The 15,539-nt window shown below is 38.2% G+C and carries 14 protein-coding genes; 7 read left to right on the forward strand and 7 right to left on the reverse strand.

Annotated elements, in window-relative coordinates; translation table 11 throughout:
• Positions 1 to 31: 31 nt before the first annotated feature.
• Complete coding sequence (locus KRODI_RS04710) at positions 32 to 373, forward strand: hypothetical protein (protein WP_013750434.1); 342 nt, start codon at positions 32 to 34, stop codon at positions 371 to 373.
• A 108-nt stretch (positions 374 to 481) separates the two neighbouring features.
• Here KRODI_RS04710 and KRODI_RS15075 read toward each other — a convergent pair whose 3' ends face one another.
• From KRODI_RS15075 to KRODI_RS04725, 3 genes are all read right to left on the reverse strand, one after another.
• Positions 482 to 3,148, reverse strand: a complete 2,667-nt coding sequence (locus KRODI_RS15075) for a GEVED domain-containing protein (protein ID WP_013750435.1) — start codon at positions 3,146 to 3,148, stop codon at positions 482 to 484.
• A 118-nt stretch (positions 3,149 to 3,266) separates the two neighbouring features.
• Positions 3,267 to 4,802: a glycine--tRNA ligase gene (locus tag KRODI_RS04720; RefSeq protein ID WP_013750436.1), complete on the reverse strand. Its 1,536-nt coding sequence runs from the start codon at positions 4,800 to 4,802 to the stop codon at positions 3,267 to 3,269.
• Between the two features lie 166 nt (positions 4,803 to 4,968).
• Positions 4,969 to 5,868, reverse strand: a complete 900-nt coding sequence (locus KRODI_RS04725) for a hypothetical protein (RefSeq protein WP_144782818.1) — start codon at positions 5,866 to 5,868, stop codon at positions 4,969 to 4,971.
• Between the two features lie 37 nt (positions 5,869 to 5,905).
• Between KRODI_RS04725 and KRODI_RS04730 the strand changes: the two genes are divergently transcribed.
• A complete protein-coding gene (locus KRODI_RS04730) occupies positions 5,906 to 6,586 on the forward strand; it encodes a ComF family protein (RefSeq protein ID WP_013750438.1) in 681 nt (226 codons plus the stop codon).
• Positions 6,587 to 6,627: 41 nt separating this feature from the next.
• Entirely contained in the window at positions 6,628 to 8,292 is a 1,665-nt protein-coding gene (locus KRODI_RS04735; protein ID WP_013750439.1) for an Ig-like domain-containing protein, read from the forward strand.
• On the opposite strand, the gene KRODI_RS04740 is transcribed toward KRODI_RS04735, so the two are convergent.
• Complete coding sequence (locus KRODI_RS04740; protein ID WP_041295805.1) at positions 8,279 to 9,058, reverse strand: amidohydrolase; 780 nt, start codon at positions 9,056 to 9,058, stop codon at positions 8,279 to 8,281. The genes KRODI_RS04735 and KRODI_RS04740 overlap by 14 nt on opposite strands.
• 67 nt (positions 9,059 to 9,125) lie before the next feature.
• Here KRODI_RS04740 and KRODI_RS04745 point away from each other — a divergent pair, with 67 nt between their 5' ends.
• Genes KRODI_RS04745 through KRODI_RS04755 form a run of 3 tightly spaced genes read left to right on the forward strand, consistent with a single transcriptional unit; the run spans position 9,126 to position 12,398 of the window.
• On the forward strand, positions 9,126 to 11,036 hold the full coding sequence (locus tag KRODI_RS04745; RefSeq protein ID WP_013750441.1) for a DUF294 nucleotidyltransferase-like domain-containing protein: 1,911 nt from the start codon (positions 9,126 to 9,128) through the stop codon (positions 11,034 to 11,036).
• Positions 11,037 to 11,735, forward strand: a complete 699-nt coding sequence (locus KRODI_RS04750) for a PolC-type DNA polymerase III (protein WP_013750442.1) — start codon at positions 11,037 to 11,039, stop codon at positions 11,733 to 11,735.
• Entirely contained in the window at positions 11,736 to 12,398 is a 663-nt protein-coding gene (locus KRODI_RS04755; RefSeq protein ID WP_013750443.1) for an HAD family hydrolase, read from the forward strand.
• Between the two features lie 76 nt (positions 12,399 to 12,474).
• Here KRODI_RS04755 and KRODI_RS04760 read toward each other — a convergent pair whose 3' ends face one another.
• Positions 12,475 to 12,945: an ankyrin repeat domain-containing protein gene (locus tag KRODI_RS04760; RefSeq protein ID WP_013750444.1), complete on the reverse strand. Its 471-nt coding sequence runs from the start codon at positions 12,943 to 12,945 to the stop codon at positions 12,475 to 12,477.
• 215 nt (positions 12,946 to 13,160) lie between these two features.
• Here KRODI_RS04760 and KRODI_RS04765 point away from each other — a divergent pair, with 215 nt between their 5' ends.
• Entirely contained in the window at positions 13,161 to 13,673 is a 513-nt protein-coding gene (locus KRODI_RS04765) for a DUF1440 domain-containing protein (protein WP_013750445.1), read from the forward strand.
• On the opposite strand, the gene KRODI_RS04770 is transcribed toward KRODI_RS04765, so the two are convergent.
• Complete coding sequence (locus KRODI_RS04770; protein WP_013750446.1) at positions 13,670 to 14,812, reverse strand: methionine aminotransferase; 1,143 nt, start codon at positions 14,810 to 14,812, stop codon at positions 13,670 to 13,672. The genes KRODI_RS04765 and KRODI_RS04770 overlap by 4 nt on opposite strands.
• Positions 14,813 to 14,902: 90 nt before the next feature.
• Positions 14,903 to 15,469: a DUF3109 family protein gene (locus tag KRODI_RS04775; RefSeq protein ID WP_013750447.1), complete on the reverse strand. Its 567-nt coding sequence runs from the start codon at positions 15,467 to 15,469 to the stop codon at positions 14,903 to 14,905.
• Positions 15,470 to 15,539 lie beyond the last annotated feature (70 nt).

The raw sequence follows: 15,539 nt of genomic DNA on the forward strand, positions 1-15,539 counted from the left end.
CGACCTTTAAGGAAACGAAAACTACCTAATTATGAGAACAAGATTATACATTACAGGTATGTCACTTGTGGCAATCATAGCTTTTTCTTGCCGTGGTCAAGAAGCAGTTGCTACAGAGGATACCAAAACAGCACTTATGGATTTTGACACAACTGGATATACTTCTGGAACAATCGTACAATCTAAGGCAGAAGGCGATTGCGAGTGGACTATTAAACTTGAGGATGGACGTCATTTTGACCCCATGACGATAGACAAAGATTTTATGAAGGATGGAGCCAGCGTTTGGTTCAAGTATACTCCACAACGCCGTATGAATAGATGTGACAAAGCTAGCCCTATAGGGATTACGGAAATGAAGATGAATATGTAGACTAGGACGACATTTATTTATTTTCATAAAAAAAGCTCAACAAGTAATTACTTGTTGAGCTTTTTTTCAATTATTGTATATAGCTTATAAACTAACTGCAACAGATATTTATCTAACTACTATCTTCTCAACTAATTTAGATCCACCATCTATATCAGTAAACTGAACGATATAAACACCAGCTGTAACGTATGACATGTCTAAATCATATTTATAACTGTTGCCCTCCTTATTGAGGTTGTTGTGGGCAAGTCTTTGTCCAAGGGTATTGAAAACAGAAATAGCCGCTCTTCCTTCGAAAGGTGTATTTACATTGATGTCAAAATATTTATTATCTGTACTTGTAATATTTAAAGAGGTTTCTAAAAATACATTATTCTCTATTGCTAACACCTCTGGAGTAAAGGTTGCTGTATAATCGTTTGTTCTTCCATACTGAAGATCATCACAAGGGTCATTGACATCGCCAGCACCACTTTCATCTTCCCCCCTTACACGCATAGTCAATGGACCCGCAGTAAGCTGTGCCATATCAAAGCCTGTAACATCAATTGAAAATTCAAAATCAGTATTTTCTGCCGCTACCTGCCCCGAAGATACAAGCTCATCCTCACTAAATGTTGCATCGTCATTTATGTCAATCCAAATTGCAAATGCAGAGTCATCAAAGCCCACTTGGAGAATTCCAGATAATGACTCTGGACTATCGAATGCAAATTCAATACTTGAATCATCACTATAACCCGAAGCTGTACAATTTGTAACTAGGTCATTTTGATTAGCTAATGTAATGGTAGTTACACCGTCACCAAAACCTGCACAATCTCCGTCAGGCTGACATGCAAGTCCCACAGTATTTGTTGCGACACATACCAATGAATCATTTTCTACATTACTATCATTACTTAGCATAGTCGACACATTTAATGTATAATCACCTGGCTCAGATAGATCTGCACCTTGAGCAAATGTAAACTCAGCACTTAGTCCTGGCTCAATAGTCCCAGTGAAAGTTTCAACTACTACTGTGCCATCATTTATGCTGTACTGGACTGTTGGGTTTGCTATTGCATTTGAACCATAATTTCTAATGGTAACAATAATATCCTCATCATCTGTATACTCTCCATCTCCTACAGGAGTCACAATACTAAAAACACTGAGATCATCTGGTTGAGCCGCATCCAATGTGAAATTAGCAACTACATCTCTACGAGATGGATCAAATTGCTCTGTTATAAACCAAAAAGATTCATTTTCTGGATCAAGCGTTAAATGCACATAATCTGCAAACCTATCTGTAGGAGAGGCTACTGTACTTTTGAAGAGTTCTTGCTCAAATACTGTCATTACACCTAATGGATCACCATCAAAACGCCCAGTATAATTCATTGCAATACGATCTTCATCTGATGATGATATATAACCCATAGCAATATTTCCCTGTGAATCCATCGCCATACTTCCTTGATATGCGTTACGCTTTCCTGGAGTTACATAAGTACCTTCTTGATAGATAGTCCATGGTTGACCATCACCATCTTGTCTTAATTCATACCATCTTATTCCCGCCTTTTCACCTGGGTCTAAAACATCTACAACAAAGTTCATAATCACAGTATTGTAGGTAGGAAAACGCCTATATTGTACTTGATTCATCATTGTGGCTTGCAGTGCATCTACATCTGGCCCACCTCCACCTTGTGGTATATTTGAGAACGAACCACCATCAAAAACGCTTACAAAATCTGCCGTTGTAATCTCTTGAGCAAGTTCTATACTTGCATTTGCAGCATCTGACCAATCTATAGTAGCCTCCCAAACTTTTAAATGATCGTCATCAACTCCGCCCCAAGCATCGTCTTGTAAATAAACAACTGGTACTGGTGTTCCAGCAGGCACACTCTCATCTCCTGTGGTATGAAAACCTTGAGGACTGTAAAATCCGTTCCTTTGTATACCTGGTAGCCCAAAGGTTACAAATTGTGCAGCTTCATCGTTTAACATCTTATTACGTTCAAGTAAAAATACCTGCTCCGTAGTTGAACTTATATTTGCAGTAACGACATAAGATTCTCCAAATACAGAGAATTTTGTATAATCAGGAAAAGCTCCCGCATTGAATTGAGCCTCATAAACATACCAAGGGTCATTAACTGGATCTGGACCTGCAGATATAGCTACATCAAACCCATTGCCTCCAGGGGCACCTCCATTACGAAATTCCGTTATTACATATCTCCCTCTCGGTTTGCCTGCACCATTATCGACATTTGCATCAAAGAAAACAATTGGATCTCCCGTTGAATTTCCTGGAAACAGTGTACTTAAGTTCATTTCTGGAGTAGCATCGGTCCCATCTTTATTAAATATTTTAAATCCTACATTCCAAGCAGCTATGTAATGGTTTGGCCCAGCCGCACCGGTTGGGTCTGATGGTGTAGAAGTAGATATATCTGCAACAAAGGTAGTAAGCGGTGCTTTTGTGTGTGTCATACTGATTTCTTGACTACGCTGAGCATTCACAAGTGGATCATTGCCTGTTGATCCTTTTCCTGGAACAACATTTGGAGTACCGATACCCTTGGCACGGCCAAGTTTTGGAGTTTCATCTGCATATATAAGTGTCCCTGCTTTAATTTGATCTGCGATACTCGGTATTACAACAGGAGCAGAAAGTAACCCACTTTTACTGGCTTTATTAGTTTGCTGTGCAGATACTCCTAAGCTAAACGCTAAGAGACCTGCAACCAACATTGAGTAAATTTGTTTCATAATGTAGTTTTTTAGTGGTTTGCTTGTTAAAAAGATATTAAAAATACAAAAATCTGAATCCAAAGCATAAAAAAACACCCATGAAATGAGTGTTTTTGGTATATATCAATAATTAGATTTAGGCTGTCCAATGTCTAAAATTCACTTTCTTATTAAGGATGTCTGGTAAATCTGTGATTAACACACGTTGTTGCTCCATCGTGTCTCTGTCTCTTACAGTTACCATATTGTCTTCTAGCGTATCATGATCTACGGTAATACAAAGTGGTGTTCCTGCCGCATCTTGACGTCTATAACGACGACCTACTGCATCTTTTTCATCGTAAGCTACGCGATAATCGTATTTCAAATCATCTATAATTTTTTGTGCCACTTCTGGTAGTCCATCTTTCTTTACTAATGGTAAAATAGCTGCTTTTACGGGCGCTAAGATTGCAGGTAGTTTTAACACCACTCTTGACGTTCCGTTTTCTAATTCTTCATCCTGAAGTGAAGCAGAGAATACTGCCAAAAACATTCTATCAAGCCCTATAGATGTTTCTACCACATAAGGCACATAACTCTCATTGAGCTCTGGATCAAAAAATTGTAATTTCTTTCCAGAATGCTCTTCATGTGCTTTAAGATCAAAGTCTGTTCTAGAGTGTATTCCTTCAAGCTCTTTAAACCCAAATGGAAAGTTGAATTCTATGTCTGTTGCTGCATTTGCATAATGCGCAAGTTTCTCATGATCGTGAAAACGATAATTCTCTTCTCCAAGGCCTAATGATTTATGCCATTTTAAACGTGTCTCTTTCCAGTGCTCGTACCACTTCATTTCTTCTCCTGGGCGTACAAAAAATTGCATTTCCATTTGTTCAAATTCTCGCATACGAAAGATAAACTGACGCGCAACAATCTCGTTTCTAAATGCTTTTCCTGTTTGAGCAATTCCGAAAGGAATTTTCATACGCCCTGTTTTTTGGACGTTTAAGAAATTTACAAAGATACCTTGAGCCGTTTCTGGACGTAAGTACAAATCTGTCGCTGTCTCTGCAGATGCTCCTAGTTTTGTGCCAAACATCAAATTGAACTGGCGTACATCTGTCCAGTTTTTTGATCCAGACTCTGGACATCCTATTTCCAGTTCTTCTATAAGTGCTTTTACTGCTGGTAGATCTTCTGCATCTAGATATTGCGCAAGTCGTGCGGTTGCACTTTTTTGCTTCTCGCGATATCCCATAACTCTAGGATTTGTCGCTTCATATTGCACTCTATCAAAGCTTTCTCCAAAACGTTTTGCAGCCTTAGCAATTTCTTTCTCTGCTTTCTGATTGAGCTTTTCTGCATAATCTTCAACGAGTACATCTGCACGGTAGCGCTTCTTTGAATCCTTATTATCAATAAGTGGATCAGAAAATGCGTCTACGTGACCAGAAGCTTTCCATGTAGTAGGGTGCATAAATATTGCGGCATCTAGACCTACAATATTTTGGTTCATTTGCACCATACTCTTCCACCAGTACTCGCGTATGTTTTTCTTAAGTTCAACACCGTTTTGACCGTAGTCATACACAGCACTTAGGCCATCATAAATCTCACTACTACCAAAGATGTAGCCGTATTCTTTTGCGTGAGATATTACTTTTTTAAAATGATCGTCCTGTTGAGCCATAGTTTGTAGATTAATTATGCAATCTATTAATATTGATGAGGTATAAGGTTACGCTTTCGCGAAAGCGTAAAAACCTCTCAAACCAATAAAATAAAGTTATTTGTTTCTGTTTGTAACAAGCTGTAAAAATAGCAATCCCTCCGAAATAACGGAAATTGCGATTGCCCTATTTTAAAGAAAGTATGGTAGAGAGTAGCATGGAGCCTTCGTGGTAGACATTTATAGTGTAATCACCACCTTCCATCTGCTGCACAGGTAGAACAAGCTCGCAGATGGTATATGCGGTTTTATTAAATGCAATCGTAGTTTTTGTATTGTAGCGCACCACAGATCCGTCTTCAAACTTTTCATTACGTTCTACACCAATCATGCGACCTTGGCCATTTAATACTTGTACGTAAAAAGATTTATTCTCTGCCTCTGCAAGTTGATTGTCGTTTACGGTAAAACACACCTGTATCATCTCAACGCGACTTGCTCTAGAAGTCATAAAAAACTTACCGCTATTGCGCTGGATCACTCCTCTTGCTGCGAGATTACTTACTGTAAGACGTGCTCCTTGTGTAAGTCTCTCTGCTAGATCTCTATTAGATTTCTGTATGCTGTCTTGAGATTTTGTCGCTAGGTCTAGCGCTTTTTGTGTTTCTTGCTGTAGTGCAACAAGACGTTTTGTTTCTAATTGTAAGCTATCATTTGCACTTATAAAAAACTCTCGCTCTCGACGCAGTCTTTGTATTTCCATTTGAAACTGCTGCATTTTTGATCTACTCAAGTCGTCGTCTCTTAGTGTTTCCTTGAGTTGTAGGAGTCTTGATTGCGCTTGTTTAAGCGCTCCTTTTAACGCATCTCTCTCTTTTATAAGGGTGCTGTATTTTGACAACTCTTCATCCAGCTGTGCTGTAACTCTTTCTTTATCATTCACTAGCTGTGCCTCACGTTGCTGCACTTCATTTTGAAAATTATAGGTATGAAATCCTAGGCCCGCTACAACTAAGCAGAGTAAGATTACAAGGAGTAATAAGGTGTTATTGGTACTTTTAGTACGCATAGATGTTCTATTATTCACATAAAGGGGTTAATTTAGAAAAAAAAAGTATAAGCCATTGCTACAATCGCTCCGTTCTCTATTTTTTCCAGAAACCTGTAAATCTTGTGACAGCGAACTCATCGCTGCCGAAAATATGATATGTACACATTGTAGGCATACATTACCTCTCACAGATTTTCATAGGTACAACGACCCTGCAATTAAAAAAGTATTTTATGGACGCCTCAATATAGAAAATGCAACAGCATTATTTTATTTTGAAAAGAAAGGTCCTGTGCAAGAACTCATGCATAATCTCAAATACAGAGGACAGCATGAGATAAGCGGCTTTCTAGGAGCATGGCTAGGTGAAGATCTTAAAATTCTTGAAGAATATAGTCGTATAGATGCAGTAGTTCCAGTACCTATACACCCAAAGAAGAAAAGAAAAAGAGGGTACAATCAAGTGGAAGGCTTTGGTAAATCACTAGCTAAAGCATTAGATGCTCATTATGTAGATGATGTGCTTGTCAAATCAAAAAACACAAAAACGCAAGTATTTAAAGGTCGTTTTACACGTAGTGATGAAGTACTTGATGCTTTTTCAATTGTAATGAATAGCAATCTTGAAGGTAAACATATCATACTATGTGATGATATCTTAACGACTGGAGCAACTTTAGAATCATGTGCATTACAACTTCTTAAAATACCTAATATTAAATTAAGTATTGCTGTGATGGCAATAGCACAATAGGTATTTCGTTTTGGTTAAAATAATTGTTTCTTTGTAGTCGCATGACAGATAATCCTTGGTATCATTTTAATAGAAGACGCGTAGCTACATTTATAGTAGTTATGGTGAGTATGGCACTTACTCTCGTAAACTGTGCAAAACGCGGATCTCCTACAGGTGGACCTATGGATAGTTTGCCTCCAGTTTTTGTAAAGTCTACACCTCCTAACTTTACTACAAACTTTGAAGGAGACGAAATACGTATTTATTTTGATGAGTATGTAAAACTCAAAGATCTTAGGAAACAACTTATTATCTCGCCTCCTATTATCAATAGAGTAATCTCTCCACAGGGGTCTGCATCAAAATACATAGAGATTAAAATCCAAGATACACTTGCTCCTAATACGACCTATGTTTTCAATTTTGGGCTTAGCATTGTGGATAATAATGAAGGAAACCCTTTTCCTTCGTTTAAGTATGTGATGTCTACAGGAGACTATATAGATAGCCTTACTGTGTCTGGAACAATTGTAGATGCGATCTTAGACAAGCCTGATAATTTTGTAACCGTGATGCTTTATGAAGCAGATAGCACGTATACAGATTCTACTATTTACAATAAGCCTCCATTATATGTTACAAACACTTTAGATAGCCTCAACACGTTTAAACTAGACTATCTAAAACCTGGAACGTATGCGCTTGTAGCTTTAAAAGATGAAGACGCAAATTATACTTTTCAACCTAAAAAAGATAAGGTTGCTTTTATAGAAGATTTTGTAACGGTCCCAACTGACTCGTCTTATACACTAAAGTTATTTTCAGAAACACCCTCTTATAAAGCCTCCCGCCCTAAACATGCTGCCGAGGGTAAAATAGCTTTTGGTATTAGTGGTTATACAGATAGCATCGCTATAAACCTCTTAACGGATGTGGGAAATAATCACGAAACCACCATCACAAAAAAAGGAGAGGACACTTTATATTACTGGTACAAGCCACGAGTATCACTTGACTCGCTCGTCTTTAATGTAACTGCACCAGGTTATAGTGACACCCTGCAGGCTAGAATACGTAAGCCAAAATTAGACTCTCTAGCCTTTTCTTCAAAATATCGCAATGCTGTGTTGTTAGACAAACCGTATCGCATACTCAGCAATATTCCAATAGACACCATTAATGAGTCTTTAATAACCGTTGTAAAAGACTCTATCGAGATTCCTTTTACATATTCTTTACAAGATAACAGGACCTCTCTAGATATTGATTTTGAGAAAGAGGAAAAAGCTAGTTATAGTATCAAAGCACTACCCAATGCGATTACAGATTTTTTTGGACAACAAAATGATACTCTTTTCTACAAAGCAAATACTAAGGAGTTCTCAGATTATGGAGATATAGAGCTCACCCTAAAAAACGCAAATAACTTTCCTTACATCATCCAGTTAATGGATAAAAGTGATGAGGTTATAGAGACGCAATATTCCCTTCAAGAAACCGTTTTTAACTTCAAACTCCTCAAACCAGGCTCGTATAAAATACGCCTAATAGAGGATGCCAATAATAACCGTCTTTTTGACTCAGGAAATTATTTGCAGAAAAAACAACCAGAAGTAATTATCAATTTCCCTGGAGAAATTGATGTACGTCCCAGTTGGTTTGCCAAAGAAACATTTGAGCTACTTCCTAAGAAGACAAAGGTTAAGGATACTATTCAAGAGTAAATCTGTCTTTGTCTTCTAGAAAAGGCAGTTTACTTCTCGTATTCTTAATATGCGTTTTAGTTAATGTCGTAGTCACTACACCTTCTTGAGTATGAGCTGTGACTATCTCTTCTCCTAAGACATTATATACAGCAGAGTGCCCTATATATTCAAGGTTATTACCGTCTACTCCCACGCGATTTACCCCAATGCAATAAGACATGTTTTCTATAGCTCTAGCTTTAAGTAGCGTATCCCAAGCAGCTATTCTAGTTTTTGGCCAATTTGCAACGTAAATAATGAGATCATAATCAAATGTATTACGCGCATACACCGGAAAACGCAAGTCATAACAAATCTGTGGAAAAATCTTCCAGCCTTTATAATCGATAAGTACCTGTTCATTACCTGCTTTATACTGCTCTCCCTCGCCAGCCATATTAAATGTATGGCGTTTATTATAGCTCGTTATTTCACCTTCTGGAGTGACAAATAAAAACCGATTGTAATAGAGACCTTCTTCACTTATTATTAAACTTCCGCAGATGGCTGCTTGTGACTTTAAGGCCTGGCGCTTCATCCACTGGACAGTATCTCCATCCATAGTTTCGGCTAGGGATTGCGGACTCATAGAAAACCCAGTGGTAAACATCTCTGGTAGTACAATAAGGTGAGTTCCTTCAGGCACCTTTGCCATCAATGTTCCTTGATGTGCTCTATTACGATTTGCGTCTTCCCAATAAAGCGAAGTTTGTATAAGACTTACTTGTAATGTTTCTGATTTCATAGTATAAAGATACATTTATGGTAGAACTTTCCATCTGTACTATCTTTACAATGAATACGTACACGCTATGCAAAACACAATTGCTCAAAGAATCTATGATTTTTTAAAACAGTTTCCACCATTTCAATTTATGGCCGAAGGTGATTTGCTGGATATTTGTAGCCAAGCTTCTGTACTTTACTTGGATAAGGATGAAGTCATTTTTAATCGTGATCAAGCTTATAATGATCGTTTTTATATCGTTCAGCAAGGGGCTATAAAACTCACTAGACCATCCAAGGATGTGATTAAGGTGGTAGACATTTGCGATGAAGGAGACCTTTTTGGTCTTAAAGTAACCTCTACAGATACTTATAGAACGACTGCTACGGCAAAGGAAGAGACGATACTCTATACATTACCTATGGAGGAGTTTTCCGCTTTCGCGAAAGCGAACAAAGCCATTTCAAACTACCTTATCGCTAGCTTTGCATCAAACATAAAAGATCCATATACCTTACAGCAAAGTGGCTCTTTACTGAACACCTATGAGCCCGAACGTAGCGCACATTTATTAGGGTTAGAACAAGCACGATATAGCACATCTATCATCACTTGCTCTCCAGAAACTTCCATACAAGAAGCAGCAAGATTGATGCAACAACATCGTATAGGATGTTTAGTAATTACAGTCAATGCAGTTCCAGTAGGTGTTCTCACAAATCGAGAATTGCGCAATGCTATTGCAAATAATATTATCTCTAGTGATCACGTAGTAGGTGATGCAATGATTACTCAGGTTGTCTGTGCCGTTACAAAAGTAACCGTAGCTCAAGCGCAACTTATACTCCTCAAAAATGGAATAAGTCATCTCATAATTACCGAGGACGGTACAGCTAGCACAAAGGTAGTAGGTCTGTTAAGTAAACATGATATTGTGGTAGCTTACGGTAACAGTCCCGCCGAACTCGTAAAGGAAATAAAACGAGCAAAAAAAACCAAAATGCTACGATTTACTTGGGAAAAAGCAACACTTCTTCTTGGGCGCTACCTAGACCAAAACTTACCTATATCACATATTCTTAATATTTTTTCTGAGCTTAAAGATGCTCTCATGCAACGCACTATGGAGCTCTCATTAAGTAAGATGGCACATAATCCTCCAGTATCATTTACATGGCTTGCATTAGGAAGTCAAGGTCGAGAGGAGCAATTACTCTATACAGATCAAGATAACGCTCTTATTTATGAGGATGTGTCACCAGAAACTAATGAGGCGACTAAAAATTACTTTCTGCATCTAGCAAATAGGATGAATAAACGCCTTCATAAAATAGGTTATGATTACTGCCCTGCAGATATGATGGGAAGTAATCCGCTATACTGTTTATCACTTTCTGAATGGAAAGCGCAGTTTTCTACATGGGTTAAAGATCCATCTCCAGAAAGCATGTTGCTATCGGGAATATTCTTTGACTATAGAATGGTCTATGGAACTCAGGAATTAGTAGGAGAACTTACCGCCTCTATTTATGACCAGCTATCTACATCTTCTGTCTTTTTTAGATTTATGGCAAAGGATGCACTTAAAAACCCGCCGCCGGTGAGTTTCTTTCGCAACTTTCTTGTGGAGTCAGATGGTGCACATAAAGATGAATTTGATATAAAAAACCGAGCTATGGCTCCATTAATAAGTGGCGCCAGAGTGCTTTCTCTTTACCATAACCTACGCAACATAAATCATACCTCAGAACGTTTTGAAAAGCTTGCAGAGCTAGAACCTCAAAACAAAGAACTCTTTGAAAGCTGCGCATACGCATTTAAAGCACTTCTTAAATTTAGAGTCAAACAAGGGTTGCGCAACGATGATAGCGGCCGCTTCATTAAACTAGCAGATTTATCTAAAGAGGAACGTCTCAAACTAAAACGATGCTTTAAGCCACTGCGCGATTTACAAGAAGTGGTACGTGTACGCTTTCAAACTCAAAATTTGAGCTAGATGGGATTATTTACTACATCACCTCAAAGAGATTATCCTTCCTTCTGGACACAGTATCTTGCTGCTTTTGCTCAGGAGAGAAGTCAGGCAGGCTTTTTAGGTAGTACTCTAGATGGAAAAAAGCTTCATACCACTCGTTTTGTAGTATTTGACACCGAAACTACGGGTTTACATTATAAAGAAGATCGTATTCTATCTATAGGAGCGGTAACCGTGATTAATAATGAGATTTCTATAGCACAGAGCTTAGAGCTATACCTCAAACAAGATATATACAAGCCTGAAAGTGCAAAAATACACGGCATCCTCCGCAATGGAAGTTATGAGCAAGTAAATGAACAAGAGGCCATAGAAAAGTGCTTAGAGTTTATAGGAACAGATATTCTCATAGGGCACCACATAGGTTTTGACGTTGCAGTAATTAATTCAGCCCTCAAACGTGCTCAGCTGGGAAAATTAAAAAACAGAGTACTCGATACAGAAACGTTGTACAAAAGACTTGTGCATCCTATAAACAGACCTTTACAAGAAAAAAGGTACACGCTAGATGAACTTGCCGAGGCTCTCAAAATCCCTTTGCACGATAGACATACCTCTGCCGGAGATGCGCTTATTACAGCCATTGCTTTCATAAAAATCGTAAAGCGATTAAACAGCGATGGGTCACTTACCGTTAAACAATTATTCAGAAAAAACTAAATGATTACAAAAGACACACTTTTCGTTTTTGATATTGATGGAACACTTACAGATAGTATCCCAACATATCTCCCTGTTATAACCAAAGTTCTAGCAGATATAGGACTTCAAGATATAGACACCGATTATGACAACTATCTACACCATACAGATCTGTATGCGCTAGAATATAATTACGAGCGTACTTTTAACAAGAAAGCTCCAGCCAACTTAAGATATGAGCTAGATCATTTATTAGGCGAAGAATTATCTAAATGTAACCCTGTGAGTGAAATCCCAGGGGCGCGTTCGTTATTATTAAAATTGCAAGAAATGCATATTCCATTTGCTTATGGAACGGGTGCTTTTCCAAAAGCTACTGCTATAAAAATGGAGGGCTCTCAAGTTCCTTTTATTCCTGAAGTGCTTGCAACTTCGTTACATAATATTTCTCGAGTGGGGTTTGTAAAAGAAGCAATACAGAAGTCTGAAGAATATTACAATAGAACGTCCTTTGATAATATCATTGCTGTAGGTGATGGGCTTTGGGATTTAAAAGCCGCACAAGAACTCGATATTTCGTTTTTGGGTATAGGCACAAAAAATCGTGAAGCGATGCTAGATAATGGCTGTAAGAATTGGGTAGAAGATTATAGAAAATTTGACCTAAACTCACTAAAGTAAGATGTGAAAACTATTTATGCTTGAGACTGTTTTTGACGGGTCACATTTTCGCGAAAGCGGCATAGCAGCAACAAATCTATTTTTCCTCTAAGATTTCCATCAGGTTTGTAGATCCTTGCATTTTTGCATGATCAAAAGCGGTGTTACCTTTTTCATCTTTATGAGACAAGTTGGCACCATTTTCAATAAGCATTTGTGCTATTTCTGACTGCGCAAAAGTAGCTGCATAAATGAGGGCTGTAGCATGATTAAGATTAACAGCATTTACATCTGCCCCACTCTCGATAAGTAGTTTTGCAATTACTGGGTATCCTTTAAAACAAACACCCATAAGCGCAGTGTTACCAGAACTATCCTTTGCATTAAGATCTGGCTTTTGCTTTAAAATAGCCTCGCTTATGTCCTGATTTCCGTAGTAAGTGGCAAGTAATAAAGGGGTAGAACCGCGTTGATCTTTAATATTTACAAGTTCTGGATGAGCAGTAATAATTGCTTGCACCATCTCTAGATCTCCGTTGCGTATTGCGTCAAATAATTTGTCATTCATAACTTACAGTCTATACTTTGTGAAGCACCTTACCTACTTGCTCCGAAAACATAAAGATAAAAACAAAAATGATATACTCAGTTTTATTTAACGTCTCTTGATAGAATTGATATTTATATGTTGCTATAGCTGTTTAATTAATTGTTAATTATAATTATCTTAAGACCTCTACTAGGCCTTAAAAAGTACTTTAGGGTCATAAAACACTAACTACTATGAGTAATACTGCACTTTCTAACTGGCTTGAAAAAGATAATATAGCATCTACCGCTACTCGCGGAGTGATTGCTGGAGTATTAGGTGGTCTAGCAGGTACCATTGTTAAAAGCGCTATAGAACGAGTATTACCAGTAAGACAACCCAATACTGAGAGTGCACAACTTAAGCTAGTAGATAACATCTCTGAGAAGCTTACCGGAGAACCTGTGAGCACATCAAATCGTGATCTCGCAGAACAATTAGTTAATATCCCTATTGGCCTTACATTAGGAGCTAGTTTAGGCTATGCAAAGCGTGATAGACCAGAAACCAACCTTGTAGAGGGAGCGCTCTTTGGAACTACGGCATATCTAGCAACACATGAAACCTCACTACCATTAATGGGTCTAGAAGACGAGCCTAAAGATATACCAGTAAAATTACAAGCAAATGAATTTCTTGCACATGTAGCCTTTGGGGTTACAGCAGAGCTTATACGTGGATGGGTTGCTCGTAAACTAGACGACTAGATACTAGTTAAAATTTCGGCAGCTTTTTTGAGTGTTTCGTCATCTTTGGCAACACAAAATCGTAGCATTTTAAAATCTTCTTGATCCACATTAAATACCGACGTTGGTATAGACGCTAGTTTATAGTCTATGGTTAACGCTTTCGCGAAAGCGGTATCACTCTCATTAGTAATAGCAGAATAATCCAGCATCTGAAAGTAGGTGCCTGCGGCAGGCTTTGCTGTAAATCGCGAACCTTCAATTAGGTTTAAAAACAAATCTCTTTTCTGCTGATAAAAATCGTTGAGTTCTAGATAATGACTAGGCTCCTTGAGGTACTGAGCAAAGGCTTTTTGTGATGGATGGTGTACAGAAAACACATTAAACTGATGTACTTTTTGAAACTCTGCCATCAACTCTTTTGGAGCAACTGTATATCCCATTTTCCATCCTGTGTTATGAAAAGTCTTCCCAAAGGATGCCGTAATAAAACTGCGTGCTCTTAATGCTGGGTAACGAGCCACACTCTCATGACGCTTGCCATCAAAGACTATATGCTCATACACCTCATCACTCAATAATATTATATCTGTACCTTCAAGAATGCGCTCTAACTCCAGCATATCTTCTTTATCAAGAATAGTACCCGTAGGATTGTGCGGAGTATTAATGAATATCATTTTAGTCTTAGGCGTGATAGCATCTTCCACCGATTTCCAGTTTACTTTATAATCTGGTGCTTTGAGTTGGATAGGGACTACTTTACCGCCATTTACAATTACTGCAGGCTCATAACAATCATAAGCTGGCTTTAATATAATTACTTCATCATCTGTACGTATAAAAGCAGATACGATTGTGTAAATAGCTTGGGTAGCTCCAGCAGTTACTGTAACTTCTGTCTCAGGATGATAATCACTTCCATATAAGGTATTGAGCTTTTGAGTGATTTGTTCTCGCAAGCTGTAAACACCTTGCATAGGAGCATACTGATTATACCCATCACTCATTGCTTTCGTAACTAGCTGTTGCAGTTTTGGATCACTATCAAAGCCCGGAAATCCTTGTGCAAGATTAATGGCTTGATGTTCGTGAGCCATCTTACTCATCACCGTAAAAATGGTAGTACTAACGTCAGGAAGTTTTGAATGAAAGTGCATGTATTATCTTTGGATTAAAGATAAGGCATCTCAAAAGATTACATACAAATTTTGTAGTATAGGACTCTTAAGTCCGCACAAGGCACTACATTATTTACCCATTTCTTGAGCGGTCTTCTCTAGTTCTGTATACCACTCTTCTCCAAATTTACGTATCAATGCATCTTTAGTAAATTTATAAACAGGCACAGATAGTTCTTTCCCTAGAGAACAAGCATCACTACAGATAGGCCAGCGATGATAATTTACTGCCGAAAATGAGCTGTATTTTTGCACACGAATAGGGTACAAATGGCAAGAAATAGGTTTGCGCCACGACACTTCACCAGCATTGTAAGCATCCTCTATACCGCAGCTTGCCCATCCTTTATCATTGAAGGTCACATAAGCACACTCGGCTCCATTTACCAGTGGTGTCTCTAGCTCACCGTCACGCACAATACTCGTTCCTTGCTCCTCAATTGCCGCAATTCCTTCTGGACGTAGAAAAGGCTTTACTTTATCGTAAATATCTGCCATGATGGTAACCTCATCTTCTTCAAGTGGCGCGCCAGCTTCACCTGCGATGCAGCACTCTCCTTTACAAGCATTAAGATTACAGACAAAATCTTTTTCGATAATGTCTTCAGAAACGATGGTTTTTTTGAGTTGGAACATAGTTGGGCAAAGATACTTGGAAAGTATGAAGTAAGAATGTGTGAGTAGCGAGATTATTAATGGTTATATA

It is taken from the genome of Dokdonia sp. 4H-3-7-5 (assembly GCF_000212355.1).
Lineage (GTDB): Bacteria > Bacteroidota > Bacteroidia > Flavobacteriales > Flavobacteriaceae > Dokdonia.

Coding starts and splice junctions, on each gene's coding strand:
- KRODI_RS04760 (WP_013750444.1), bottom strand. CDS start 12,945: ATGAATGACAAATTATTTGACGCAATACGCAACGGAGATCTAGAGATG.
- KRODI_RS04770 (WP_013750446.1), bottom strand. CDS start 14,812: ATGCACTTTCATTCAAAACTTCCTGACGTTAGTACTACCATTTTTACG.
- KRODI_RS04745 (WP_013750441.1), top strand. CDS start 9,126: ATGCAAAACACAATTGCTCAAAGAATCTATGATTTTTTAAAACAGTTT.
- KRODI_RS04735 (WP_013750439.1), top strand. CDS start 6,628: ATGACAGATAATCCTTGGTATCATTTTAATAGAAGACGCGTAGCTACA.
- KRODI_RS04750 (WP_013750442.1), top strand. CDS start 11,037: ATGGGATTATTTACTACATCACCTCAAAGAGATTATCCTTCCTTCTGG.
- KRODI_RS15075 (WP_013750435.1), bottom strand. CDS start 3,148: ATGAAACAAATTTACTCAATGTTGGTTGCAGGTCTCTTAGCGTTTAGC.
- KRODI_RS04775 (WP_013750447.1), bottom strand. CDS start 15,469: ATGTTCCAACTCAAAAAAACCATCGTTTCTGAAGACATTATCGAAAAA.
- KRODI_RS04740 (WP_041295805.1), bottom strand. CDS start 9,058: ATGAAATCAGAAACATTACAAGTAAGTCTTATACAAACTTCGCTTTAT.
- KRODI_RS04710 (WP_013750434.1), top strand. CDS start 32: ATGAGAACAAGATTATACATTACAGGTATGTCACTTGTGGCAATCATA.
- KRODI_RS04765 (WP_013750445.1), top strand. CDS start 13,161: ATGAGTAATACTGCACTTTCTAACTGGCTTGAAAAAGATAATATAGCA.
- KRODI_RS04720 (WP_013750436.1), bottom strand. CDS start 4,802: ATGGCTCAACAGGACGATCATTTTAAAAAAGTAATATCTCACGCAAAA.
- KRODI_RS04755 (WP_013750443.1), top strand. CDS start 11,736: ATGATTACAAAAGACACACTTTTCGTTTTTGATATTGATGGAACACTT.